Annotated in this window: 27 protein-coding genes; 16 read left to right on the plus strand and 11 right to left on the minus strand. The window is 66.7% G+C overall.

The features are described from left to right. Positions 1–63 precede the first annotated feature (63 nt). The 5 genes from AB0B25_RS00465 to AB0B25_RS00485 all read left to right on the plus strand — a co-directional run bounded on the left by AB0B25_RS00465 (position 64) and on the right by AB0B25_RS00485 (position 4,061). Positions 64–1,191: a septum formation family protein gene (locus tag AB0B25_RS00465; protein WP_357172502.1), complete on the plus strand. Its 1,128-nt coding sequence runs from the start codon at positions 64–66 to the stop codon at positions 1,189–1,191. A gap of 10 nt (positions 1,192–1,201) precedes the next feature. Then, positions 1,202–1,552, plus strand: a complete 351-nt coding sequence (locus AB0B25_RS00470; RefSeq protein WP_357172505.1) for a metallopeptidase family protein — start codon at positions 1,202–1,204, stop codon at positions 1,550–1,552. A 163-nt stretch (positions 1,553–1,715) separates the two neighbouring features. Then, the gene (locus AB0B25_RS00475) at positions 1,716–2,027 is read left to right on the plus strand and encodes a PE domain-containing protein (RefSeq protein WP_357069074.1); all 312 of its coding nucleotides are present in this window, start codon (positions 1,716–1,718) and stop codon (positions 2,025–2,027) included. Positions 2,028–2,076: 49 nt separating this feature from the next. Continuing rightward, on the plus strand, positions 2,077–3,237 hold the full coding sequence (locus AB0B25_RS00480) for a PPE family protein (RefSeq protein WP_357172507.1): 1,161 nt from the start codon (positions 2,077–2,079) through the stop codon (positions 3,235–3,237). Beyond that, positions 3,234–4,061 carry an ESX secretion-associated protein EspG gene (locus AB0B25_RS00485; RefSeq protein WP_357172509.1) on the plus strand — a complete coding sequence of 276 codons (828 nt, stop codon included), beginning with the start codon at positions 3,234–3,236 and terminating at the stop codon, positions 4,059–4,061. The genes AB0B25_RS00480 and AB0B25_RS00485 overlap by 4 nt, the downstream gene beginning before the upstream one ends. 6 nt (positions 4,062–4,067) lie before the next feature. Here the strand turns inward: AB0B25_RS00485 and AB0B25_RS00490 are convergent, their stop codons facing one another. The 3 genes from AB0B25_RS00490 to AB0B25_RS00500 all read right to left on the minus strand — a co-directional run bounded on the left by AB0B25_RS00490 (position 4,068) and on the right by AB0B25_RS00500 (position 6,170). After that, the gene (locus AB0B25_RS00490; protein ID WP_357172512.1) at positions 4,068–4,733 is read right to left on the minus strand and encodes a histidine phosphatase family protein; all 666 of its coding nucleotides are present in this window, start codon (positions 4,731–4,733) and stop codon (positions 4,068–4,070) included. Then, positions 4,730–5,644, minus strand: a complete 915-nt coding sequence (gene pheA / locus AB0B25_RS00495; RefSeq protein ID WP_357172515.1) for a prephenate dehydratase — start codon at positions 5,642–5,644, stop codon at positions 4,730–4,732. The genes AB0B25_RS00490 and pheA overlap by 4 nt, the downstream gene beginning before the upstream one ends. 106 nt (positions 5,645–5,750) lie before the next feature. Then, positions 5,751–6,170: a hypothetical protein gene (locus AB0B25_RS00500; RefSeq protein WP_357172518.1), complete on the minus strand. Its 420-nt coding sequence runs from the start codon at positions 6,168–6,170 to the stop codon at positions 5,751–5,753. 185 nt (positions 6,171–6,355) lie between these two features. Here AB0B25_RS00500 and AB0B25_RS00505 point away from each other — a divergent pair, with 185 nt between their 5' ends. Further along, complete coding sequence (locus AB0B25_RS00505; protein WP_357172521.1) at positions 6,356–7,123, plus strand: DUF2470 domain-containing protein; 768 nt, start codon at positions 6,356–6,358, stop codon at positions 7,121–7,123. A 9-nt stretch (positions 7,124–7,132) separates the two neighbouring features. Here AB0B25_RS00505 and AB0B25_RS00510 read toward each other — a convergent pair whose 3' ends face one another. Then, positions 7,133–7,750 carry a helix-turn-helix domain-containing protein gene (locus AB0B25_RS00510; protein ID WP_357172524.1) on the minus strand — a complete coding sequence of 206 codons (618 nt, stop codon included), beginning with the start codon at positions 7,748–7,750 and terminating at the stop codon, positions 7,133–7,135. Positions 7,751–8,360: 610 nt separating this feature from the next. Between AB0B25_RS00510 and AB0B25_RS00515 the strand changes: the two genes are divergently transcribed. The 5 genes from AB0B25_RS00515 (at position 8,361) to AB0B25_RS00535 (ending at position 12,305) form a co-directional block, all read left to right on the plus strand. Further along, the gene (locus AB0B25_RS00515; RefSeq protein WP_357172527.1) at positions 8,361–8,702 is read left to right on the plus strand and encodes a hypothetical protein; all 342 of its coding nucleotides are present in this window, start codon (positions 8,361–8,363) and stop codon (positions 8,700–8,702) included. Positions 8,703–8,862: 160 nt separating this feature from the next. Further along, positions 8,863–9,657, plus strand: a complete 795-nt coding sequence (locus AB0B25_RS00520; RefSeq protein WP_357172530.1) for a CPBP family intramembrane glutamic endopeptidase — start codon at positions 8,863–8,865, stop codon at positions 9,655–9,657. A 126-nt stretch (positions 9,658–9,783) separates the two neighbouring features. Further along, on the plus strand, positions 9,784–11,127 hold the full coding sequence (locus AB0B25_RS00525) for an LCP family protein (RefSeq protein ID WP_357172533.1): 1,344 nt from the start codon (positions 9,784–9,786) through the stop codon (positions 11,125–11,127). Between the two features lie 10 nt (positions 11,128–11,137). After that, positions 11,138–11,689, plus strand: a complete 552-nt coding sequence (locus AB0B25_RS00530; RefSeq protein ID WP_357172535.1) for a ferritin-like domain-containing protein — start codon at positions 11,138–11,140, stop codon at positions 11,687–11,689. A gap of 67 nt (positions 11,690–11,756) precedes the next feature. After that, a complete protein-coding gene (locus AB0B25_RS00535; protein ID WP_357172538.1) occupies positions 11,757–12,305 on the plus strand; it encodes a ferritin in 549 nt (182 codons plus the stop codon). Between the two features lie 159 nt (positions 12,306–12,464). Here the strand turns inward: AB0B25_RS00535 and AB0B25_RS00540 are convergent, their stop codons facing one another. The 4 genes from AB0B25_RS00540 to AB0B25_RS00555 all read right to left on the minus strand — a co-directional run bounded on the left by AB0B25_RS00540 (position 12,465) and on the right by AB0B25_RS00555 (position 15,681). Next, on the minus strand, positions 12,465–13,385 hold the full coding sequence (locus AB0B25_RS00540) for a DUF5926 family protein (protein ID WP_357172541.1): 921 nt from the start codon (positions 13,383–13,385) through the stop codon (positions 12,465–12,467). Positions 13,386–13,503: 118 nt separating this feature from the next. Then, on the minus strand, positions 13,504–14,271 hold the full coding sequence (locus tag AB0B25_RS00545; RefSeq protein ID WP_357172544.1) for a glycerophosphodiester phosphodiesterase: 768 nt from the start codon (positions 14,269–14,271) through the stop codon (positions 13,504–13,506). Next, complete coding sequence (locus AB0B25_RS00550; protein ID WP_357172546.1) at positions 14,268–15,329, minus strand: DUF4328 domain-containing protein; 1,062 nt, start codon at positions 15,327–15,329, stop codon at positions 14,268–14,270. Before AB0B25_RS00550 ends, AB0B25_RS00545 begins: the two co-directional genes overlap by 4 nt. Before the next feature lie 19 nt (positions 15,330–15,348). After that, positions 15,349–15,681, minus strand: coding sequence for a rhodanese-like domain-containing protein (locus AB0B25_RS00555; RefSeq protein ID WP_357173241.1), 333 nt, complete (start codon positions 15,679–15,681; stop codon positions 15,349–15,351). Between the two features lie 600 nt (positions 15,682–16,281). On the opposite strand from AB0B25_RS00555, the gene AB0B25_RS00560 reads away from it, so the two are divergent. Further along, entirely contained in the window at positions 16,282–16,893 is a 612-nt protein-coding gene (locus AB0B25_RS00560; RefSeq protein WP_357172549.1) for a hypothetical protein, read from the plus strand. Positions 16,894–16,926: 33 nt separating this feature from the next. On the opposite strand, the gene msrA is transcribed toward AB0B25_RS00560, so the two are convergent. Further along, complete coding sequence (gene msrA / locus AB0B25_RS00565; RefSeq protein ID WP_357172552.1) at positions 16,927–17,607, minus strand: peptide-methionine (S)-S-oxide reductase MsrA; 681 nt, start codon at positions 17,605–17,607, stop codon at positions 16,927–16,929. Between the two features lie 192 nt (positions 17,608–17,799). On the opposite strand from msrA, the gene AB0B25_RS00570 reads away from it, so the two are divergent. The 3 genes from AB0B25_RS00570 (at position 17,800) to AB0B25_RS00580 (ending at position 20,177) form a co-directional block, all read left to right on the plus strand. Continuing rightward, entirely contained in the window at positions 17,800–18,423 is a 624-nt protein-coding gene (locus tag AB0B25_RS00570) for a superoxide dismutase (protein WP_357172554.1), read from the plus strand. Positions 18,424–18,630: 207 nt separating this feature from the next. After that, the gene (locus AB0B25_RS00575; protein ID WP_357069039.1) at positions 18,631–19,158 is read left to right on the plus strand and encodes a peptidase; all 528 of its coding nucleotides are present in this window, start codon (positions 18,631–18,633) and stop codon (positions 19,156–19,158) included. Positions 19,159–19,451: 293 nt separating this feature from the next. Then, positions 19,452–20,177 (plus strand): TMEM165/GDT1 family protein, encoded by a 726-nt coding sequence (locus AB0B25_RS00580; RefSeq protein WP_357173244.1) that lies wholly within the window; start codon positions 19,452–19,454, stop codon positions 20,175–20,177. 56 nt (positions 20,178–20,233) lie between these two features. On the opposite strand, the gene AB0B25_RS00585 is transcribed toward AB0B25_RS00580, so the two are convergent. After that, positions 20,234–20,899, minus strand: a complete 666-nt coding sequence (locus AB0B25_RS00585; RefSeq protein WP_357172557.1) for a TetR/AcrR family transcriptional regulator — start codon at positions 20,897–20,899, stop codon at positions 20,234–20,236. Positions 20,900–21,177: 278 nt separating this feature from the next. Between AB0B25_RS00585 and AB0B25_RS00590 the strand changes: the two genes are divergently transcribed. Then, on the plus strand, positions 21,178–21,945 hold the full coding sequence (locus AB0B25_RS00590) for an SDR family NAD(P)-dependent oxidoreductase (RefSeq protein ID WP_357173247.1): 768 nt from the start codon (positions 21,178–21,180) through the stop codon (positions 21,943–21,945). Between the two features lie 63 nt (positions 21,946–22,008). On the opposite strand, the gene AB0B25_RS00595 is transcribed toward AB0B25_RS00590, so the two are convergent. After that, a complete protein-coding gene (locus tag AB0B25_RS00595; RefSeq protein ID WP_357172560.1) occupies positions 22,009–22,827 on the minus strand; it encodes a methyltransferase domain-containing protein in 819 nt (272 codons plus the stop codon). Between the last annotated feature and the right edge of the window lie 204 nt (positions 22,828–23,031).

Here is a 23,031-nt window from a genome sequence, read left to right on the forward strand (position 1 = left end):
CGGGGTGGGCGGATCAGGCCAGGTCGTAGCACTGCGGCCCGGACACTGCCATGATGGATCGCGATGTCCCCGCAACGTGTGCCTCTGCCGACGTCCAAGCGTGGTGCCCCGTCGCGCACCGACGCGGTTCGCCGATCGATCGACGCCGCGATCGACGCCGCGAAAACCGCACTCGCAGACGGAAACCTGCACCTGTCCGCGCCGACCTTGCGCTGGGGCCTGCTCGCGGTAGCCGTCGGCGCCGTGATCGCCGCTCTGCTGACGTTGTTCGTCACCGGCTTCGACAATGCGAAGGGCTTGGAGGTCCACAATCCGGGCGCGCCTGCGCAAACCGTGCTCGACAAGGAGTTCGGCACCGCCGCGAAGGGCGACTGCCTGAGCTGGACCAAGAGCGACCGATCCGACCTGGTCAAGGTGAACTGCTCCAGCAAGCACCTGTTCGAGGTCGCCGCCGATATCGATATGAGCCGATATCCGGGCAAGGAGTTCGGTCCCGGCTCGCGGTTCCCGGACTCGCTGCGGCTCACCGAACTGAAGGAAGAGCACTGTGTTCCCGCCGTGCAGAACTACCTGGCCGGGCGCTTCGATCCGCGCGGCAAGTACATCGTCGGCCTGATGTACCCGAGCCCGGACGGCTGGCAGCACGGTGATCGCACGCTGCGCTGCGGACTGCAGATCGCAGCGAGCGTCGGCACGCCACCCTCGCTCGGCAGCGCCGGCGAGCACGACCAGTCCAAGGTGTACGAGCCGGGCGTGTGTCTCGGCATCAACCAGAACCTGCCGACCGATCCGGTGGAATGCGCGCAACCGCACGCCGTGGAAATCGTCTCCACGATCGACCTGGGCACCCGCTTCAACGGCGGCCCGCCGCCCAAGGAGGAGCAGGATAAATTCGTCGAGGACGAGTGCGCGCGGACCTCGACCGACTACCTCGGCAGCCCGGACGTGATCCGCAACAAGACGCTGACCCTGTTCTTCGACTACATCGATGCCCGCAGCTGGATGGCGGGCAGCCGCAAGTTGGACTGCATGATCGGCAAGGGCGCCGATCGAGAAGGCTTCGCCCCCATCACCGGTTCGGCACGCGGCGACATCCTGATCAACGGCCAGGCCCCGGTGCCGCCGCCGAGCGACGGGCGCTCGACGCCCGCGCCGCTCCCCGGCGCCGCGCCGCTGCCCAAGCCGAGATAGCTCGCCGCCGATGTCGGTCTCGATGTCCGCCGATCGATTCGAGGAATTGGTCGGCGACGCACTCGATCTCATTCCGCCCGAGCTGACCCGAGCGATCGACAACGTGGTCGTGCTGATCGAGCCGCGCAATCCGGAGGATCCACACCTGCTCGGGCTCTACCACGGCATAGCGCTCACCGAACGCGACAGTCATTACGGCGGAACGCTTCCGGACACCGTGACGATCTACCGTGACGCCATTCTCGATATCTGCGACGCCGAGTCGGAGGTGGTCAACGAGGTGGCCATCACTGTAATCCACGAGATCGCACACTATTTCGGGATTGACGAAGACCGTCTGCATCAGTTGGGATGGGGATAGCGTCGGCCGAGCTGCATGGCGCACCAGCGACGATGGGTGTGTAATCAGCAGGGAGACCGAAAGTTGGGGATTCGATGGAACCGATTGCGTTGCTGTCGCGTCCTATCACTCGTAGGGGGAATTCTCGTGGTTCCGCCCCATAGCCACTAGAAGGAGTCGAGTCATGGTTGGACATGTACTGATCGCGCCCGAAGCCATTCTCGCCGCCGCCGCCGAACTCGACCTCGTTGCCGAGCGGCTGGCCGCCGCCGCGGCGATCACCGCGCCCGCGACACACGTGCTTCCGTCTGGTGCGGAGGAAGTCTCGCTGGTCAGTGCCGGCCATTTCAACCAAGGGGCCATGTCGCACGACCGCGCGGTCGCGCAGGCGATTCTGGAATGCCACCACGCCGCCGCGACACTGCGCATGCAGTTGGCCCAGCATGTCGCGGGCGATGTGGTCCGCGCCGCGGGCATCAGCGCCATCCAGGTGTAGTTCCGAGACCGAGACCAGCAGTGGCACTTATTCAGGGGAGATAGCAAACATGGTTGCAGGAGTCACCGGTGTGATCTGGGCTGCCCGGCCCTCGGAGGTCAATTGCGCCACCCTTCACGCGGGCGCGCACGCAATTCCGATTTCGGCGGCAGCCACCGCCTGGGGCGGGCTCACCGCCGCCTGGGTCGACGCGACGACCACCGTCGCCAGGGTGATGGCCGAACTCGGCGTCGGCATGCAGGGCGTCAACGGCATCGCCGTGCTGAGCAAGCTCACCGGTTTCCTCGGCTGGTCCGAACAGCAAGGCGTCCAAGCGGCGGCGATGGGTGCGAAGGCCGCGGGAAACGCCATCGCGTACACCGTCGCCGCGTTGGCGATGCCGAGCCCGCCGGAGATCGCGGCCGTCAACGCCGCCTTGGCCGCGTCGGCGAACCCGCCGGGAGTATTGACCGGCGCTTTCGAAGCCGCGGAGGTGACCAGGAACCTCATGGACATCCGCGCCGCGCTGGTCATGGAGACCTACGAGGCCGCGACCAGCGCCATGATCGCGACCCCCGCCGAGTTCCTGCTTCCGCCGCCGATTGCCAGCGGCGCCGGAACGGCCAACCCCGACCAGGCTGCCGAAACGGCGATGGAGGTCCCGGCGGATCCGATCCAGACCGCTATCGCCGCCACCCAGGCCTTCTTGAGTAACCCCGGCGTGGCAGGCGCGGCCACGCAAGCCGCCCAGGCTGTCGGATCGATCGCCACCACCGGTGTTTCGACGGTCGGAAATGTTGCGAGTAGTGCGATCGCGGCGGCCACCACCGCGCCTGCCATGTCCGGCATCGCCCCGATGGCCCTGGGTGTCGGGGCGGCCACCGCCGTTGGCACGACCGCGACCCGCGCGGTGTCGTTCTCCGGCGCGGGATCCGCGGCGGGCATGGGCAACGGCTCCCTCAAACTGCCGGAAGGCTGGGGCACGAACGGCACGATCGGTGGCGGCGCCGCACACCCGCAGGAGACGATCGCGGTCAACCGGGCCGATGCGGCGCCGGTCCGACCGACGAACAGCAACCCACTGCTGGGGAACCAGGCTCGCAGCGCCGACGATGACGAGGCCGAGCACAACGGCCGAGACTATCTGCTGTCGACCGAACACTTCGACGACGGCCGGTTCGCCGCTGACGGAGTCATCGGCGGCGGTGACTTCAGCGGGACGGCTAGATGACCGTACTCGGTGCGGGCCATGGCCCTTCGACGCTCGAGGCCGTAGTGCTGACCCTCGACGAGATGCAGTTTCTGGTGGAGAAGCTGGAGATCGAGGTACCGGTCGTGTTGAACACGCGGGGTCGCTACGACAACCTGACCGACCACAAAGCGGCGATGGGCCTGGCCGCCGAGTCGCTGAGGCAGCGGGAGCTACTCATCGATGAGGTGGTGCACCGCGATCTGGACAACCGGCTGCGCGTACTGAACCTGCCGCACTGGATCATCGCGCTGCGGTTGGTCGTCGACGGGTACGTGAGTCGCTTCTGTCTGGCGAAGGGTGATGACCTCACGGTTGTCGCCCTTCGCGGTCAGGACTCCTACGTCATCGACGAGGCCGGGACCGATCTGCCGGGCACCGTGGTTGCGGCACTCGGGTACGCCGAACCACTCGACCTGTACGGCATGAACGCCCCGACCGACGAACTCGCGACGATCTTCGCAGACACCAGTGATCCCGCAGCCACCACGGAGCGGCTGACCCAGGTGGGCAACCCCACGCAGGATGCGAAGACGCTGGCCGCGGCTTTGGTCGAAATCCACTCGTATGCCGAGATAGTCGGCGTGGTGTACGGCGACGGCACCAGAGACGTGACCGACAACCATATTGCCGTGTTCAATACACGCGCCGGCCGATTCGTCGCGACGGCAAGCAGGTCCGATGATGGCGTGAAGTGGACATCACTCAGCAGCGGAACGACTGCACGACTGCGTACCGCGGTGCAGGATCTAATCACCTCGCTGCCGGACCGCAGCGATTTCCCGGTGAACCCGACGCTTTCCTGAGCGCCGCTAACCCATCGGATCGTCAGAGGTCGGCGCGACGTCGTCACCGAACGGCGGTGCGAACCTGCCCCAACGAATGCACTCCCAGCTACCGTCCGGCATCGGAACCAGCTCGATAGTTTCGGTGTTGTCCAGGTGATTGTTCGTCGTGAACGGCGGCTGCACACCGGACAGTGCGCGTCCGACAAGTCGCATGGCGGCGCCGTGACTGACCACCAGCACATCGCCGTCGCCTGATTCGGGCATCAAATAGGTCTCCCGCAACTGCCGGATCGCCGGGAGGAAGCGGTCGAGGACGTCCTGACCGGATTCCCCGCCGGGCACCCGCCGCGCGAGATCGCCGTCATGCCAGGCGCGGTAGATCCGCTGGAAGGTCAGGTGGGCCTGCTCGCTGTGCGCTCCTTCCAGGTCACCGGCCTGCACCTCGTGTAGACCGTCGAGCACCATGGCGGCAACACCGGTGGCCGCCTCGATGTAACTTGCGGTCTGCCGTGCGCGCAGCGCCGCCGAGCAGAACAACGCCTTCGGGGGGCCGAGCAGCCCTTCGCCGAAGCTCTTCGCCTGTGCCGCACCGCGTTCGGTGAGCGGCAAGCCCGGCACTCTGGTGTCCAGCAGCTTGGCGACATTCCCTTCGGTCTCGCCGTGCCGGACCAAGATCAACCTGCCGATCATAGATCCGCCACCCCCTTTCTCAGCTGGACCAACCACTCCGCCGCCGATTCGTCCGACGGAGGTGGCGAACCGGTCGCCGAGGTCGCCGCCCAGGACCCGAGGAAGCGGACTCGAGCGGTGCGGTGCAGCGCCTTGAGCGCCTCGGCCACCGCGGTGTCGTCGATATGCCCGACACAGTCGAGGTAGAAACGGTAGGTACCCATGCCGGTTCGAGTCGGCCGCGACTCGATTCTGGTCAGATCGATACCGCGCGTGGCGAACTCGGCGAACGCGCGCATCAGCGAACCCGGCTCGTTCGGCAGCTCGAGCACAATCGAGGTGCGGTCGGCTCCGCTGGCGGCCGGCGCCACCCTCGGCCGGGTGCACAGCACGAAACGGGTGATCGCCTGCTCGTGGTCGGCGACGCCGGAGGCCAGGGCGACCAGTCCGAGCCGTTCCCCTGCCAGAGCAGTCGAGACAGCGGCGTCGGCCTTCCCGGCGACCACATCTTCCGCGGCGGCGGCATTGGACGCCGACGTGTATGGCCGCGCGTCCGGCAGGTGCTGCGCGACCCACAACCGCACCTGGGCGGCAGCCACTGGGTACGCGGCAAGCGTGCGCACAGCCTGGATGGTCGTTCCCGGTTTCGCGAGGATCGTGAAGCTCACCTCGAGCTCGGTTTCGGCGACGATCTGCAAGCGCGGGCCGATCGCCAGCGAGTCGAGCGTCGCCGAAATCGAGCCCTCGACCGAGCTCTCGATCGGCACCACGGCCGCCTCGACGTCGCCGCTGCGGACCAGGTCCAATGCCGACCCTTGACTGGGCGCGGCGACTCGCTCGACCGGCCCGTCGAAGGCTCCCGAGGATTCGAGTTCGGCTAGGGCCATCTCGGTGAAAGTTCCGGACGGCCCGAAGTACGCGATACGCGGCACGGTTACGACATTACTTGCGTGCTCGCTGTGCGCCGCACCGATTTCCCGGGTACGTCCCCCCTGCGAGAGGTGTTCGGCGGCCGTCAGGTCGTTCGACGGCGACGATTCAGCTGCCGGTCAGTGCGGACAGTGCGGCGGTGACCTGGGTGGCGGCCTCGGTTTCGATGGCGAGCAGGACCGATCGGACGGCCTCCACCGCAGGCGGTTTCAGCGCGTTCAGAAAGGCGATGTCGGGGTTGCTCAGGGCAGCGCGGATGTCTTCGCCACACAGGGCTGCGGCGGTACCGGCGATGACGGCCAGCGCGCTCGCGCCGGACGAGGTGCGGGCCACGAAGCCACTGTCGGCATGGGCGATACCTGCCAGGAAATCGGCGATCTCGGCATCTCGCGCGTCCAGGTCGAGAATCGGCACCGCATGACCCGACATCCCGACGTCCCGAACCAAGCCGTCGACCACATTGCGCCGGGCGGGCGCCGACAACGTCATCAGCACCGGTTCCCGAGTCGCTTCGGTCTGCTCCGCCATGTCCTCACCGTAACAAGCCGATAACCCCGCTCGTACCGGCGCGCGCCCACACGCCATCGTCGCCCCACGCCCCCGTCGAAGATCGCCTCGATCGGGCCGCTTGCGGAACCACGCATCGTCACTTAGCTTAGGGTAACCTAAGAACAGACCGAAGCTGTAGGGCCCGTCCGACCACGGAGGTACGTATGCCTCGTCCGATCCCGACTCTCGCACCGTCCACCGCTGAGCGGGTACGCAGCGCGTGCACCCATGCCGAGCAGGCGGTACTGGCCATGTCCGGGATCGACCCGACGCCGTCGTCCGTACACCACCTTCGTCAGTGCGGCGACGCGGTGATCGCCGTGCCGACCACCTCGGTCGCGGCGATCTTGGCGGGCGCCGCCGGCGACGGCGGCGCACCCGCGGTGCTGGAACTGACCGATCACGCACCGCTGCCGCTACGCGAACCGGTGCGTGCCCTGGTCTGGCTCCGGGGCCAGGTACGCGCGGTGCCCGCGCGGGCTCAGCGCGCCCTGGCCGGCGAAGTGGCCACAGACAACCCGCATCCCGGGCTGCTCGACGTCGGCCACGGCGTCACCCTGCTGCGACTGGTGATCAGCTCCGCGGTCGTGGCCGACTCGACCGGCGCGGAATCGGTGAGCGTCGACGAACTGCGGCTGGCGCAGCCGGACCCGTTCTGCGCCATGGAATCCGCGTGGCTGCAGCATATGCAGTCCGACCACGCCGACATCGTGGCCCAGCTGGCCAGACACCTGCCGGCCCGGCTGCAGCACGGCATCGTGCATCCGCTGGCCATCGACCGATACGGACTCACCTTGCGGATCGAAGGCCATGACGGCGACCACGACTTCCGCCTGCCGTTCAACGCGCCGGCCGACAATATCGAGGCGCTCAGCCGCGCCGTACGCACCCTGGCGGGCTGCCCATTCCTCAACGGGCTGCGCCGCATCTGATCCACCGGTTCACGAGGCCGACCGTAGCCAGTTCCCCACCATGGCCGCGGTCTCGTCGACCAGGCGTTCGCGGTCCAGGTTCGCAGGCGCGTCGAGCCCGATCCGCACGCTGCTCGCCAGACCGACACCGACCATCACATACGCCTTCACGTCGAGTTCGTCGTCCGGCAGCGGGCCGAGCAGGTGTACCAGGTAAGCCCTGGTCAGGGCTAGCAGCCGCCGTTCCAGCTCGCCGAAACCCAGCCCGTCCAGCGCCGCTCGCGCGGTCAGGGCCCGCACCAGCGCCCGGTGTTCGACGAGTGCGTGCACGATGCCGCGCAGGCTGACCGCGAACGACTCGCCCGGGTCCAGCGAAAGCCCGGTGAGTACGGCCGCGGTGAACTGTTCCTCCAATTCCGCGAGCAGCCGGCTACGCAATTCCGCGAGAATCTCGTCCTTGTCGGCGAAGTATCGGTACAGCGAACCGATGCTCATGCCCGCGTGCGCGGCGATGCGGTTGGTCGACGTATCGTCCACCCCTCGCTCCGCGAAAAGCTGAGTAGCGGATTCGAGAATACGGTCGCGCGTTTCCTTGGCGCGTTGCTGTTTCGGCCTGATTCGCGAGTTGGACCGCGACTCTGCCATCATGGACACCGGTACCGAGAAAGCGAGTAGAAGGTGAGCATTTACTCATCTTAGGTGGAGTCTCGGCCCAGGCCACCACACCGCCTGCGACTTCGCCGCCGCACTGCATGGCGTCATTCCCACCGAATTCCGCTCTGGTCCAACACGTCGACGACCCGCGCGTTCAGCGCGTGCGCAGGCTGTGGCGCCACGTATTCCGCTTCGACCCGCAGCCGCCGGAGGAACCGGCCCGCTGGTTCGGCATGGCTTCCCACTTCAGGCAGGCCCCATCGCCGAGGCCTTGGTCGACGAGGTCTACCTGGTCCGATTGGACCGAAGGCTGGGTGGGACCTGGCCCTCGCGCACAGCGTCGCCCGGGGTCCCGGACGCGCCGGCCTCACTCATCCGGTTGTTCGAGAAGTTCGAGACCGCGCACAGTGGCTCGACCCTACCGCGGTCGAATACCGCGCGAAGGTATTCTGCCATTGGGGCACTTCGGTATTCAGCGTCGCGACCACCCGCACGTTGGAAATGTAATCGACGAACCCAGTCGCCGAACCGCTGTCCTTCCCCGCGACTAGATCGCGGATCGGGCACACGAGGCCAGTTGGAGACGGTGCCGTTCCGGACCGACATGTCCGAGCCGAATGGGCTCGCGCCCGGCGCCCGTGGCAGGCAGATCGCCATGCGCTTCCCGATCATGCATGTGTTCATCCGGCGCAAGCCGATGCAGCGCCCGAACCCGGACACGCCGTGGCGCACAAGGATTCGCGACGAGAATCAACTACCGGACGCGGATCGGATACGCCGCGTTCTGGCTGCCCCCGGCGACCGATCACCGTCCTCGCAGGCCACACCGCCCCCTGGGCGCTACACCCGATCGCACGTGGCCCGTGCTGTTCACGCTGAGACCGCGCAGGCCGACGCCCGACTCGAAGCGGTAGCCGACCGAGTTCAGCGTGCGCAACGCGAGTAGTACCGCAGCGATGTCGGCGCGACGGACGCCGCGTTCCGGCCGGTCGAGGAGTCGCGACGCCGACGCGTCGCGCGGAGCGCGGTGCTCAGCCGAAGTCATCCGGATCGCGGAGCCCGTGACGCGCCGCGCGCCGCTCGGAGCGCAGGCATAGATTCGACCCATGCGCGTGGAGTCCGGTGCGGAGTGGGACGAAGCCGAGCCGACCGATCGGGAGCGGCTCGGGATCAAACTCGAGATCACCGTGGTGCTGCTCGTCACCTTCGGGCTCAGCGGCCTGAACGCGATGCTGTCGCTGCTGGAGAGTGCGCTCGCCCCGGGCGGAGTCGGTGGGCGCACCGTCGCGCTGAACCCGTCGCGGTCTACCCAGTCCACCATCGATCTGCTCTTTCAGCTGCTCAGCGTGCTCCGGCTGGTCGGGTGGGCCGCACTGGGGCTGTATTTGCTCTGGCGTGGCGGCCTCGGGCCGCGCGTGATCGGACTGGCGAACCGCGTCCGATGGCGCGCGGACGTGCTGCCCGGTGTGGTGCTCGCCGCCATCATCGGTCTGCCCGGACTGGCGCTGTATCTCATCGTGCACGCCGCGGGCTTCAGCGTGACGATCGTGCCCGCCTCGCTCGGCGATTACTGGTGGCGGTTGCCCACGCTGATCTTGTCGGCCTGCGCGAACGCTCTGGCCGAGGAGGTTGTCGTGGTGGCCTTCCTGCTCACCCGGCTGCGCGGGTTGGGCTGGTCGGCGAACTCGGCACTGCTGGCCTCGGCCCTGCTGCGCGGCAGCTATCACCTGTATCAGGGTCTGGGCGGCGGACTCGGAAACATCGTGATGGGCGTCGTCTTCGGTCGTTACTGGCAACGCACGAACCGATTGTGGCCGCTGGTTCTCGCCCACTCGATCATCGACGCGGTCGCCTACATCGGATATACCATTCTTCGTGGCCACATCTCCTGGCTTCCGTGACCCAACCGTTCCCCTCGGCGCGCTAACAGCGCGATTCCCCGCGCGAATAACCGATCAGTGCCCGCGACAACGTGCGCCTCGGCGCACCAGGTACCCGACGATCTCCCGATAAGTAGAGTCTCAGTGATGAACGGCGACCCCCAGCGCAATGCGCCGCCGCGCCGCGTGCCGCCGCCCGGCAGGCCCGGCGAACCCCCGATCCGACATGGTGCGTCCGCACCGGGTGGCCCGCGGCCGCCACGCATCGAGCCGACCCAGGTGCTGCGCCGCGACGGAGCACCGGGTCCGCATTCGCCACAACTGGCCTATTCGCAGGTCCCGCCGGAACCCGCGCCGCCGCCGCGCAGGCAGGCCCGCACACACGCGCCGAGGCAGCGCCCCGTCCCGTACCACGACGCCGCACCGCACGCGCCCACCCAGCGCCCCGTCCGGTACGCGGAAGGGCCTCCGCACGCACCGACGCAACAGCCGAAGCCATATCGCGAAGCTCCGCCGCCGCGCGGCGAGCGGCAGCCTCGCGCACCGCGGCGCAGGCGTCACCCCTTTCGCTGGTTCCTGGTGATCCTGCTGGTCCTGGTGCTTGCCGCGGTCGGCGCCGTCATCCAGCTCGACAACGCACTGAACCGGATCCCGGCGCTGGCGAACTACGCCGATCGGGTCGGCAACACGCCGGGCACGAATTGGCTACTGGTCGGCTCGGACGGACGTGGCGACCTGAGCCCCGAGCAGGAGCAGGAATTGGCCACCGGCGGCGAGGTCGGCCCCGAACGCACCGACACGATCATGCTGGTGCACGTCCCCGAGTCGGGTAAGACCACGCTGGTCAGCTTGCCGCGCGACTCCTATGTGAGCATCCCCGGCCACGGCAAGGACAAACTCAACGCCGCGTTCGCGCTCGGCGGCCCCGCGCTGCTCGTGCACACCGTGGAGATCGCCACCGGGCTGCGCCTCGATCATTACGCGCAGATCGGCTTCGGCGGCTTCGCCAGCGTGGTCGACACGCTCGGCGGTATCGACCTGTGCGTCCCGAAACCGATCGACGACCCGCTCGCCGGTATCGACCTGCCGGCGGGCTGCCAGCGCTTGGACGGGCCGCAGGCACTCGGGTTCGTCCGAAGCCGCGCCACCGCGCTCGCCGACCTGGACCGGATGGACAACCAGCGGCTGTTCATGGCCGCTCTGCTGAAAAAGGCGACCAGCGCCACCACGTTGGCCAACCCGTTCACGCTCTGGCCGCTGGCCTCCGACACAACCCGGTCGTTGAAGGTCGACAAAGGCGACCACATCTGGGACCTCGGCAGGCTCGGCTGGGCGCTGAAAGGCAATACGGTCGCCACCTCGGTGCCCGTCGGCGGATTCGCCGACACCGACAGCGGAAACGTGTTGCTATGGGACAAGAACAAGGCGAGCCGATTCTTCGACGCGCTGGCCAAAGACCAAGCCGTGCCGGAAGATCTGCTGACGCGGTAGCGTCGGTGCCATGCCGGACACCGAGGTCGCTGAGTCCTTTCCCGACTTGCTGCGCGCGCAGATCCGTCAGGGTTTCACCGCCGCCCAGCAGTATCTCGCCGCTGCCGTGTATTTCGACTCCCTTCGGTTACCGCAACTGGCTGGCCACAGCTATGGGCGATCGCGGGAGCAGCACGCGCACGCGCTGCGGATGGTGCAGTATCTGCTCGACCGTGACCTGGATGTGCGGATCAGCGGGCTGGACGAGATTCACTCGACCTTTGAAAGCCCCCGGGCCGCAATAGCTTTCCTGCTGGAGACCGAGCAGGCCCGCAGCACCATGCTCGGTGGTCTCGTCCGCGCGGCCCGAGCGGACGGGGACTATCTGGGTGAGCGCTTCATCCAGTGGTTTCTCGAAGAACAGGTGCGGGACACGGCCGGGATGACCACGCTGCTGTCCGTACTCGACCGTGCCGCGGGCGAGTTGTTCGACGTCGAGGAGTTCATCGCGCGTGAGCTTCGCGTCCGGCACCGTGCCGACACCAGAGCGCCGAGAATGGCCGGGACCGCGAGAATTAATTAGGCAACACTAGCCTCAATAAGGTTGTACTTGGATGACATGCGGGGTGACCGGCGCTAATGTCATTACCATGTCGAGTCATCCGGAATCCCCCCGCAGCAAATTCCACAGCCTGCTGCACGACCAGATCCGGCACGAATTCAATGCCGAGCATCAGTACATCGCGATCGCGGTGTGGTTCGATAACGCGGATCTGCCTCAGTTGGCCAAGCGTTTCTATGCGCAGGCAGTCGAAGAACGCAACCACGCGATGATGATCGTGCAGTATTTCCTCGACCGGGATATAAGTGTCGACCTGTCCGGTATCGACGCCGCGAAATCCCACTTCGAGAATGCGCGCGAGCCGATCGCACTGGCACTCACCCAGGAGAAGACAGTCACCGAACAGATCATTCGGCTGGCCAGCACGGCCCGAGAAGAGGGCGACTACCTCGGCGAGCAGTTTATGCAGTGGTTCCTGAAGGAACAGGTGGAGGAGGTCGCGAATATGACGACCCTGCTCACCATCGCCGATCGCGCCGGGTCCAATCTGTTCGACCTGGAAGAATTCATAGCCCGGGAAATGAGCGGGCCGAGTGACACCGCGGGCGCACCTTCCGCAGCGGGTGGCAGCGTCTGACGACGTTTTCCGATAAACAGTGACAAGCCCAGCTCCGCACGAGGAGCTGGGCTTGTCACTGTTTATGTGCAAACGGCGTGCTGGACACGCACAGTGCTGCTGATCGATAACGATTAGAAAGCAGGTTTCGCACAGATTATCTGTCGAGAATTTCCCGACTCAGCGCAAGGTGACCTGACGTGACCGCAGACCGTCACGCGAGCGCCGCTCGTCGGCCGTGAGCGGAGCGTCGGTGGCCAACGCCTCGGCCAGTCGAGCGCCGAATTCGATGGCAGACTTCACCCACTCTTCGGCATGGCGCTCCCGGTCCAGGTCGAACACCGGGACAAGCAGGCCGTGCGTGCGGAACGAACCCGCGAACCGCGAACCCTCGCCGAGGTGCAGACCGCTCGCGGCGTGCAAGCGAGCCAATGCCAGCATCAGGTCATCCTCGGGCTCCGGGCGGACCCAGCGAATGTGCGCCTTCTCACCCGCGTCCACCCACCAGGCCGCACCGATCGCGTCCACGTCCAGCCCGAGCCGCGCCGACGGCATGATCGCCTGCTTGGCCTGCTCGATGGTGGCGGCGACCTGTGGATCGGGCTCGACACCCGCGGGCACCCACCAGTCGAAGTCTTGGTGCACCGTGAGGTCGAGTTGGGCGCTGGAATCGATGACGTCGACCAGCCGCGGGCCGCCCGCGATGCTCTCCACGGAGGTGAGGGAGTCACCGGGCTCGGCGGACTGCGTCCACAAGATCGCGGCGGCGAGATCCGCGGCCGGGTCCGCGCCCTGGAATTGCACTTGCGTGCCGACATAGCCGCTCGGCTGGTCGCCGGCCCGCACCAGGGCTGCCACCGCGCCGGGTAGCACCGTGGCGAGCACGACCGGGCGTTCGGCCGCGATCGCGGGAGAAAGCTTCAACTCCGCGGTCGCGGACGGAACGAACTCGCGCAGCGCGACCAGATCGCACTCCGCGGCCAGGCCCTCGAACGGGCGCTTGACGGTCTGCGCCGCCTGCTCCAGCGCCGCGCGCCGTTCGGCGAGACGCTGCGCCCGGTTTCCGCCGGGTTTAGGACTGTTGCGCTTGCTCTTACCCACGAGGGGTCAACCTACAGGGTGCTGCCCGTTACTTCCCGCGCGCCACGGCGGCGCCGGGCAGATCGTCCGGGTACGACTACGACGCGCTGTGCCGCAAGCCGATTCGTCGGCCTGTCGGTCACGCCGCATCGAGTAGTGACTTGGTACGGCCGGGATGATTGGTGGCGACCCAACTGACGCCGAGGTCGGCGCACAGTTGCACGTCGTCCGGCTCGTCCACGGTCCAGCAGTAGGTGGCACGTCCGGCCGCGGCGGCCTTGTCTACCAGGTCCGGGTGCTCGCGCAGCGTCTTCACCGACGGGCCGACGGCCGTCGCGCCGACCGTCGTCGCAGCGGAACCGCCCAGATAGCGCGATGATTCGCCGAGCAGCACGGTCGGCAGCAGCGGCGCCGCACGGCGGATCCGCCACACCGCGGTAGCCGCGAAGGACATGACCACGGCACGGGAGTGGTCGGCCGAGGCAGGCGTGGCAATGCCGAATCGCTGTAGTTCGGCGAGTAGCTTGTTCTCCACCAGCGCGCCGTAGCGGACCGGGTGTTTGGTCTCGATGAACAGTTTGGTCGGGCGGCTGCGCCAGTCCAGCACCAGGCTGATCAGCTCGCTCAAGGTGAGCACCGAGGCGGGCTCGCCGTCGGAGCCGAAGTCGAGCCCCCGGAGTTCGTCCAGGGTCATCTCGCTGACCAGGCCGACGCCCGAAGAGGTCCGGTCGACGGTGCGGTCGTGCACGCACACCAGATGCCCGTCGCGGGTCAGCCGGACGTCGCATTCGACGCCGTCGGCGCCCTCCTCCAACGCCAACTCGTAGGCGGCGAGCGTGTGCTCGGGGCGCGCCGCCGAGGCACCTCGATGCGCGACGACGAACGGCGCGCGATTGCCCTGGCTCACTTGGCCGAAACCTCCTCCTGCTCACGGTCCTGAGCACTGTTGTCCTCGTGTGCGGGTGCGTCGATCGCCTCGGAGCGCGGGATATCGGCGGTCCGACCGCGGCCGCCGGGATGCACCGGCGCGATCACCGGGACGGCGGGATCGACGGCGATCAGCCACCGATGCGTTTCCCGGCCGTGGCCAAGTAGGTCATGTCCTTCGATCGTGCGCAGCACCCACAGCGTCAGCACCGCGACCGCGGCGGCGACCGCGTCGGTGACCGCGCTGAACAGCACCCCGTCGGCCTCGGCTTGCAATGAGTCCGCGGTTCGCCACAGCAGCGCGGCCAGTGCGATACCACCACCGAATACCCACGCCACCCACCAGATCCGGATCGCACGCACCGCGCGCGGGTCGGCGCGCAGCGCGACGACCTCGGTCAGGAAGATCCCCGGCCACAACAGGTTGACCACCGGAACGAGGCACCCGAACGCAAGCGCTCGCTTCGAGCGCGGGTCGCGTTGCCCCGCCTCGGTGTAGGCCAGCCGCCTGGCCTCGATCAGCCAGCCGAGTACCGCCACCGCCGTCACCAACGCGAGCACAACAGACAGCACCGCGGCGCCGATGACGAACGCGTCGGAGCACCACAGCACCGCGGGATGGATCAGACGGGTCCGGTTGTGCAACAGGATCAGATAGCGCATCACTTCGGTGACGGTGGCGACAGCGAAGACGGCCGCGGTCGCGACGAGCAGCTTGGTGACCGAGTCCGTCAGTCTGTCGAGTCGGCGGCGCGGCGCGGGGGTGCCATGCCGCGGCGGATCGATCAGTCCCCAGCGCGGAATCTGCAGGTAGCGCGGCGTCTCCGTCGGTGTCACGGCGCGCGCCGACGGCTGCGCCCGCCGGGCGCGATGGTCCGGTCTGCGCGCCACCCATCGGTAATTGCGCCGGTCGGCGGGCGCGTCGATCGGCGCGGGCGAAAGCAGCACACCGCGGCAACGCGGGCACCAGTGCATCGGAGCCCCTTGCACGGTCCAGCGCGCGCCGCAGCGCGCACAAGGTTGCACCACCGTACTCACCGCGCACCTCGTTCTTTCGTCAGTAGATCTTCGCCTGCTGGTCGCCATCCGCGCTCAGCGGGCGTCCTGCCTGCTGCCACGCCACCATGCCGCCGCGAACCTGGATGGCGTCGTAGCCGACGTGCGTGAGGTATTCGACCACCTGAAGGGAACGACCGCCTTGCCTGCAGATGACGTAGAGGTCCGCGTCGTAGGCCAACTCGTCGAGCCGGGCGGGCACGTCGACCATGGGGATATGGATCGCACCGGGGGCGTGTCCGAGCTGCCACTCGTCGTCCTCGCGGACGTCCAGCAGGATCGGGCGCGCGGTGTCGGCCGACGCAGGCGCGCTGCCGTCGAAATCGGCAGGCACGTCCTCCACCGTGACCGAGGGAACGTGGGGGCTCGTCACAGCTTCGATCCTGCCATGGGCGCCGTACCGACGTGGGATACCGGGGCCGGTCGACGGCCTCGACAGCGGGCCGCGGCGTCCGGTATCTTCTCCTCCCGGACCGAGAGCGACACACCCTCCCGGAGCGAGAGCGACACACCCCCTCGGAGCGAGAGCGACACCGCTCCGATATCGGTTGTGCATATCTGTGCTGGAAGTTATCCACATTATCCACAACCTGATCCACAGGCTGCCGTGGTCGGTCAGCGCCATGCGCACAGTCAGCGAATTTCAAGCAACTGATCGGCTACCCGCTGCCGCTGTGGTGCGCCGCGTCCAGGATGCCGCGAAGATTGCCCCATTCCGGTCGGCGAACCCGAGCGTGCGAATGACCGATCCGGGACTCCCCTCCTGATTCATCCCGGAGCGGCCATTCGTCGCCCACCTCGGAACCCGCGACGACGAAGGCTCCGATACCTACTTTGACGACGCCGGGGCGCGTTCGGTTCCATGTAGAACAGGAACACCGAGCGAAAATATGAAATACCTGGTTCCAGCAGCGACGATCGGTAGCCTGAACGTATGAACGTGAGCAGGGGGCTACTCGACGGAATGAACACTGCTGGCCTCAACATCGCCCTGTCCGAGGCCGCCTGCCTCGGTCTGGCGGTGGAGTCGGCGGCCAACGAATTACGACTCGACCTCGAGGTGCTGACCCTTCCGGAAAACGGCACGGCATCTGAGGATTACCGGGTCCAGGTGACGTTTACCGGTGTGAGCCGGGTCGCGGCATCGCTGCGGGTGCAGCACTGGGACGATCTCGAACCTCGTGTGTTGCCACTGCAACTGGACGGCCTGGACGAGGCCATCCGCAGCTTCGGCGGCGGGCGTTTACACGGCTGGGAATTCATCGACCTCGATGACAGCGGCTGGGCCCTGTGGCGTGAGTTGCTCAGCTTCGACACCGTGATCGATGATCACATCTGTGCCCATGTACTGGAGTTCTCCCAGGAAGAGGGCATCGACCCGCGCGAACTCGATGTGCGGGTGTGGTTCGACGACATCATCATTCACGACTCGACGGGCGCCCGGGTCTCGCTGCCGGATTTCATCGCAGGCGCCACACGCTGGTGGAAGGCGCACGACGCTGGCGATCCGCGGGCAACCCGCCCCGGCATCGCCCCTCCACTGTGACAGCGGATAGCGGAGCTTTCCCGTACAGAATACTCAGGCGCCCAGGCCCGCCGGATAACTCACGCCGGTGGCGTGGACGGGGCAGTAGCCGCCCGGATTCTTCGCCAGATACTGCTGGTGATAGCCCTCGGCGTAATAGAAGGCGGACAACTCGGGCAGCGGCGTGATCTGCGTGGTGATCTCGCCGTATCCGGCCTCGGCCAAACGTTTACCGTAGGCCTGCGCGGTCGCGCCGGCGGCCTCGGCCTGCTCGGCGTCGAGGGTGAAGATCGCCGAGCGATACTGGGTGCCCCGATCGTTGCCCTGGCGCATTCCCTGGGTGGGATCGTGGTTCTCCCAGAACCGCTCGAGGATGCCTCGGTACTCGATCACCGCGGGATCGAACACGACGAGGACGGATTCCGTGTGCCCGGTCTGCCCGCTGCACACCTCTTCGTAGGTGGGATTCGGGGTGAATCCGCCGACGTACCCGACCGCGGTCGAGTAGACCCCGTCGAGTTCCCAGAACTCCTTCTCGGCGCCCCAGAAACAACCCATCGCGACGACGGCGACCCGCATGCCGTCCGGAAATGGCGGGCGGATCGGGTGACCGCCGACGTAATGGGTATCCGGCACCCGGAGCGGTTCGGGTCGTCCGGGCAGTGCCTGCTCTGGCGTGATGAGCGTGGGTTCGGGGAGCCGGACGCGCCCCACTAGTTCGTCGTACCACGACATGGTTCGATGCTACGCGTGCGGTTTCGAATGGTGCCGATGTTCCTGATGTGACGGTGCACAGCCCGCCGAGTGTGCGCGGGGTCACCGGAATGCGTGGGCATCAGGCCAGGTTGGAACCGATCGGGTGTACGAATGATGGCTGGGTGTGCGCGGGACTCCGCGCACACCCAGCCCGACAAAGGAAGGGACATCGTGGCTGAGTACACGTTGCCGGATCTGGATTACGACTACAGCGCCCTGGAGCCCCATATCTCCGGGCAGATCAACGAGCTTCATCATTCCAAGCACCACGCCGCTTACGTCGCCGGTGCGAACACCGCGCTGCAGAAACTGGAAGCCGCCCGCGAGGCAGGCGATCACAGCGCCATCTTCCTGCACGAGAAGAACCTCGCGTTCCACCTCGGCGGCCACGTCAACCACTCCATCTGGTGGAAGAACCTCTCGCCCAACGGCGGCGACAAGCCGGTCGGCGAACTGGCCGCGGCGATCGACGACCAGTTCGGTTCGTTCGACAAGTTCCGTGCCCAGTTCACCGCCGCGGCCAACGGTCTGCAGGGCTCCGGCTGGGCCGTGCTCGGGTTCGACACCCTCGGCCAGAAATTGCTGACCTTCCAGCTCTACGATCAGCAGGCCAACGTACCGCTCGGCATCATCCCGCTGCTGCAGGTCGACATGTGGGAGCACGCCTTCTACCTGCAATACAAGAACGTCAAGGCGGACTACGTCACCGCGTTCTGGAACGTCGTCAACTGGGCCGACGTGCAGGATCGCTTCGCCAAGGCGACCACCCAGGCCAAGGGCCTCATCTTCGGTTGAGTTCGACCGCGGCGCCGCTGGCGCTGCGTCGCGCCGGCTCGCCGCGACCATGACCAGCCCGTGACGGTTTGCCTGTTCACGGGCTGGTCACTATGCGCGTTTAGCACTCTTTGGTACTTGTGTGCCAGGTGATTCGTGGTTCATTCTCGGAATCCAACAGTTCGAGGACGGGCTACGCCGCCCCCGGTTCCGTGACGGGAGGCAGAAATGCGCACGAACGAGCCGATCGGTATCACGCCGTTCCACTCGCACGGATCACTGCGGGGTTTCGTCATATCGGGTCGATGGCCGGATACCACCAAGGAATGGGCTCAAGTGCTGGTGCTCGCCGTGCGCGTGGCCAGCCTGCCCGGACTGTTGACGACCTCGACGGTATTCGGCGTGCGGGAGGAACTACCCGACGACCCCGCCCCCGGCACGGTTGGACTGGTACTGGCCGAAGGTCCGGTGCTCGGCGCGGAAGCCCTGGAGCCCGGACGGTTTGCCGAGCATGTGCCACCCGCCCTGCTGATGTTGCATCCTCCCTCCGAAACCCGCCCTTCGCTGCCTGAGTGCGTGGGCGCGGCATCGGGCTGCGTGCTACTTCCCGGCGTGCCGCACCTGGGACTGGAGCATCGCGCCGCCTGGGCCGAGGCGGAGTCGGACGGCACGATCACCTCGCTGGTCAGTCGGGTCGGCCTCGACCCGATCAGTGATCCCGACACCGCGGTTCTGGCTATGCTGCTGGCCGCATGAGGGTTACCGAAAATATCGACATGGACCGCCAAACTTATTGCGCGCATTGCGATTTCGACGACATCGAGTTGGCAGGACGAATCCGTCCGAGTACAGTCGATGACAGCGAAGGGGAGTAGCCCCCAATCACACCGTCGACATACTGACTCGTTGCCCCGCTAGGCGCGGGTCCGGTTGTGTGAACCGGCACTTATCCGGTGGGCGAGACCTTCGGCCTGGACAACTATTTCGTTGTCGGCCGGAGGAATACCGAGTACTCCGACCGACAGGCCGGAGACACGGGAGCAACGGACATGATCGCCACTGTATTGCTGAGTGTCGGCATAGTTTTTCTGGCCGAGCTGGGCGACAAATCGCAGCTGATGGCGCTGACCTTCGCGCTGCGCTATCGCTGGTGGATGGTACTGGGTGCCATCGCGACGGCCACCACCGCGGTACACCTGATCTCGGTCGGCGTCGGATACTTCCTCGGCGCCGCGCTGCCGACGAGGGCGATCTCGCTGGTCGCCGCGGTTACCTTCCTTGCCGTCGGCCTGTGGACGCTGCGCGAGCACGTCGGCGCCGCGAACGACGAACCCGCACCGCAGGCTGTGCGGACCAGCACCGTTCCGTTCTTCGCGGTACTCTCCGCGTTCCTGCTCGCCGAACTGGGCGATCGGACCATGTTCGCGACCGCCGCACTGGCCACCGACTACGACTGGGCAGGCGTCTGGCTCGGCTCCACCATCGGGATGGTCGCCGCCGACGCGCTGGCGATCGCGGCCGGAATCCTGGTCGGCAAGCATCTGCCGGAACGCCTCATCGGCATCGGCTCCGGCCTGCTGTTCCTCTACTTCGGAACGGCGACGCTGCTCAGCGCAGCGGCACCAACCCTGAGCGGGCCGAGCGTGGCAGCCCTGGCCATCCTCGTCCCCGCGGTGGCCCTCGCAGCCCTACCGGCCCGTCGGGCGATCGGCCGACGAATCCGATCGGGCCGAATCGAGGAGACGATCACCGAGTCCGCCCGGCCCCGCAGTTGATCGGCGGCCATTACCCATCGCCGCTCCGCGCCCTCGAGGGGTCCGTCCGGGCGCCGTCATAGCGCGCCGTCGACCACTGCATACCCATACAGCTCGCCACCTCTACGGACCAATTCCAGCAGCGGTTCGCGCAGTGCAAGGACACCGTCTGGATCACCGACCGCGATTCGAGCAGTGACTATCGCACCGATGGCGGCAGCGAGAGTCTGACAGGCGAAGCGCTGCTGCTCGGTCCGCGCGTCGAGCACCCCGACGAGCAAGCCGACGATCAACTCCTGGAGCTGAACCCGGCGCGAGATCGCGGTCGACCCGACGGCGAAGACCTCGACCAGAAACAATCGCGCGCTGGCCGGATCGTCGACGAGATGCTGGAGGTAGTCACGCAAGATCTCGTCCAGCTTGTCGAGTCCGACTGTGGGCCCAGTCGAACTCTCAGCTCCTGCGGTCACTTCGGCGATGCGGTCGTGCAACGGCCGCACAGCGCGTTCGTAAGCCGCCGCGAAACAGTCCTCCTTGGAACGGAATTGCTCATAGAAGGTCTCCCGGGACACCCCGGCATATTTCAGGATCGCTGCGACAGATGTTCCTACATAGCCGTTTTCGGCCATGGCCCGTGATGTCGCGATCAGGATCCGCTCACGTTGCGAGGCGACCACCTGCTCTCGTGGCAGGCCGTGCCTACCGCGCGGAAGTTGGCGGGCTTTGGTGGCCGATTCGGTCATACGGTAACTCCGGTGTTCGGTCGGGCTAGGTAGGGCAATTCAATTCTGCTGCGTCGGGACCGCCGGCTCCACATAGCTGGCGCTCGTGCGGATCGGACGATCCCGAGCGTCCGCTCGACCACGGCATTCGTCGACGGGGTTATCGGGATACATCCACGTTCGCAAACTATTGGCAGGCGTGGACGAATGAGAGGGAGTCGTACTGCGCCTCTCACGGATGACCGGTTATGGTGCCATTGACGAAGGGCCAACTGGCTGTCACGAACGAGAGGACCATCGTGGAGATTTCGGGTTCCGCCGCCATAGTCACTGGAGGAGCGTCCGGCCTCGGCGCAGCTACCGCACAGCGTTTCGCCGAACTCGGCGCGACCGTATTCGGACTTGATGTGCCACAGTCGATCGAACGTGCAGGCGATCACGTGCCCGCCGGGGTCACCCTCATTCCTGCCGATGTGACCAGCAACGACGAGGTCAGCGCTGCCGTCGCGAAGGTCGTCGAGTCCGGCGCGCCGCTGCGCATCGTGGTCAACTGCGCCGGTGTCGGCTGGGCGGGCCGCATTCTGTCCAAAAACGGCCCACACGACTTGGAGCTTTTCCGCACGGTCATCACCGTAAACCTGCTCGGCACCTTCAACGTCATGCGGTTGGCCGCCGACGCGATCGCCAAGACCGACGCCGTCGACGAGTACGGCCAGCGCGGCGTCATCATCAACACCGCCTCGGTCGCCGCGTTCGAGGGCCAGATCGGCCAGATCGCGTACTCGGCCTCCAAGGGCGGTGTCCACGGCATGACCGTTCCCGCCGCGCGCGACCTCGCCCAGTTCGGCATCCGGGTGAATACCATCGCTCCCGGGATCATCGACACTCCGATGCTCGCGGGCGTCACCGAGGAATACCGCAAAGGCCTCGAGGCAGGGGTTCCTTTCCCGTCCCGTCTCGGCCGTCCGGACGAGTACGCGCAACTGTCGCAGTACATCGTCGAGCACGACTACCTGAATGGCGAGACCATCCGCATGGACGGCGCGCTGCGCATGGCACCGCGGTAATTCCGCCACGAAATATCGGACCGCGCGTGGTTCTTTCGCAGAGAACCACGCGCGTTTATCGCTTCAATACTCGGGCTTGTGTCCGATGCCCAGGTACGCGGTGGTAGACAGTGGGCGACCCGGGCGGTAGTTCGCCGCGAGGAATGCCTTCATCAGCGCCGCGCGCCCGGCCCATGCCTCCGCGCCGACAGTGTGCCGGATGAGTTCCAGCGGCGCGCTGCTGCGCAGCACGACCTCCCACAGCTGCTCCGAATCGCCAAAAGTGAGCATGGTCGAATGCCGCTGGATCGACACGGCTTCGAACCCCGCGCCGCGCATCTCGGACTCGAAGACCTCAGGGTTCTCCAGACTCAGGAAGTTGGGCCGCGGCTCCTGGATACTCGGGTCGGCAGCGGCGGATGCGCCGAACACCATCCGCATCAGCGGCGAATCCGCGACCGGTGCCCAACTCGATACCACCGCCGTGCCGCCGGGCCGCAGCACACGGAACAGTTCGGCGAACCCCCTCGCGCGGTCCGGGAAGAACATCAACCCGAACATGGAGAACCCGGCGTCGAACCGGTCGCTGCCGAACGGCAGCGCTTGGCCGTCCCCGACCTGCGCTCCGATGTTGGTCAGTCCGGCCTCCGCCGCGGCTTTCGTCAGCCGCGTGATCATCGACTCGGAGAAATCTATCGCCTCGACCCGTGCCACCCGTTCGGCGGCGAGCAGGGTCAGCATGCCTGACCCCGCCGCGACATCCACGACTTGCGACTGCGCTGACAGCGACACGAACTCGAGCGCACGAGCGGAGAACGGCTGCATGATGGCGGGCGCGAATTCGGCGTATCCGTCGGCGACGAGATCCCATGGCTCGGCTACGGCAAGCGGGTTTCCGAACATTGATGACGATCCTTTCGACCGTCCAAATCTAACCTCGCCACACCGCCATCGGCTCCCCAGTTCTGCGAATATCGCTGTGCGCGAAGGGAGTTCAGTTAACTTACAATCCGCCACAGCAAACCGACGATTCGAATTCTCGCCCGTCACACGGACGCAGGGGCGAAGAGCCGCGGCCACCAGAACGAGGCCGCATCCGCACACCCC

Source organism: Nocardia sp. NPDC049190 (assembly GCF_040648115.1).
GTDB lineage: Bacteria > Actinomycetota > Actinomycetes > Mycobacteriales > Mycobacteriaceae > Nocardia.

What these genes read in the sequence shown, in the direction of transcription:
- AB0B25_RS00505 (WP_357172521.1), top strand. Translation starts at nt 6,356, where the DNA reads ATGCCTCGTCCGATCCCGACTCTCGCACCGTCCACCGCTGAGCGGGTA.
- AB0B25_RS00580 (WP_357173244.1), top strand. Translation starts at nt 19,452, where the DNA reads ATGATCGCCACTGTATTGCTGAGTGTCGGCATAGTTTTTCTGGCCGAG.
- AB0B25_RS00500 (WP_357172518.1), bottom strand. Translation starts at nt 6,170, where the DNA reads ATGGCGGAGCAGACCGAAGCGACTCGGGAACCGGTGCTGATGACGTTG.
- AB0B25_RS00575 (WP_357069039.1), top strand. Translation starts at nt 18,631, where the DNA reads ATGCGCACGAACGAGCCGATCGGTATCACGCCGTTCCACTCGCACGGA.
- msrA (WP_357172552.1), bottom strand. Translation starts at nt 17,607, where the DNA reads ATGTCGTGGTACGACGAACTAGTGGGGCGCGTCCGGCTCCCCGAACCC.
- AB0B25_RS00595 (WP_357172560.1), bottom strand. Translation starts at nt 22,827, where the DNA reads ATGTTCGGAAACCCGCTTGCCGTAGCCGAGCCATGGGATCTCGTCGCC.
- AB0B25_RS00510 (WP_357172524.1), bottom strand. Translation starts at nt 7,750, where the DNA reads ATGATGGCAGAGTCGCGGTCCAACTCGCGAATCAGGCCGAAACAGCAA.
- AB0B25_RS00585 (WP_357172557.1), bottom strand. Translation starts at nt 20,899, where the DNA reads ATGACCGAATCGGCCACCAAAGCCCGCCAACTTCCGCGCGGTAGGCAC.
- AB0B25_RS00560 (WP_357172549.1), top strand. Translation starts at nt 16,282, where the DNA reads ATGAACGTGAGCAGGGGGCTACTCGACGGAATGAACACTGCTGGCCTC.
- AB0B25_RS00525 (WP_357172533.1), top strand. Translation starts at nt 9,784, where the DNA reads ATGAACGGCGACCCCCAGCGCAATGCGCCGCCGCGCCGCGTGCCGCCG.
- AB0B25_RS00520 (WP_357172530.1), top strand. Translation starts at nt 8,863, where the DNA reads ATGCGCGTGGAGTCCGGTGCGGAGTGGGACGAAGCCGAGCCGACCGAT.
- AB0B25_RS00535 (WP_357172538.1), top strand. Translation starts at nt 11,757, where the DNA reads ATGTCGAGTCATCCGGAATCCCCCCGCAGCAAATTCCACAGCCTGCTG.
- AB0B25_RS00475 (WP_357069074.1), top strand. Translation starts at nt 1,716, where the DNA reads ATGGTTGGACATGTACTGATCGCGCCCGAAGCCATTCTCGCCGCCGCC.
- AB0B25_RS00470 (WP_357172505.1), top strand. Translation starts at nt 1,202, where the DNA reads ATGTCGGTCTCGATGTCCGCCGATCGATTCGAGGAATTGGTCGGCGAC.
- AB0B25_RS00480 (WP_357172507.1), top strand. Translation starts at nt 2,077, where the DNA reads ATGGTTGCAGGAGTCACCGGTGTGATCTGGGCTGCCCGGCCCTCGGAG.
- AB0B25_RS00465 (WP_357172502.1), top strand. Translation starts at nt 64, where the DNA reads ATGTCCCCGCAACGTGTGCCTCTGCCGACGTCCAAGCGTGGTGCCCCG.
- AB0B25_RS00515 (WP_357172527.1), top strand. Translation starts at nt 8,361, where the DNA reads ATGTCCGAGCCGAATGGGCTCGCGCCCGGCGCCCGTGGCAGGCAGATC.
- AB0B25_RS00490 (WP_357172512.1), bottom strand. Translation starts at nt 4,733, where the DNA reads ATGATCGGCAGGTTGATCTTGGTCCGGCACGGCGAGACCGAAGGGAAT.
- AB0B25_RS00485 (WP_357172509.1), top strand. Translation starts at nt 3,234, where the DNA reads ATGACCGTACTCGGTGCGGGCCATGGCCCTTCGACGCTCGAGGCCGTA.
- AB0B25_RS00530 (WP_357172535.1), top strand. Translation starts at nt 11,138, where the DNA reads ATGCCGGACACCGAGGTCGCTGAGTCCTTTCCCGACTTGCTGCGCGCG.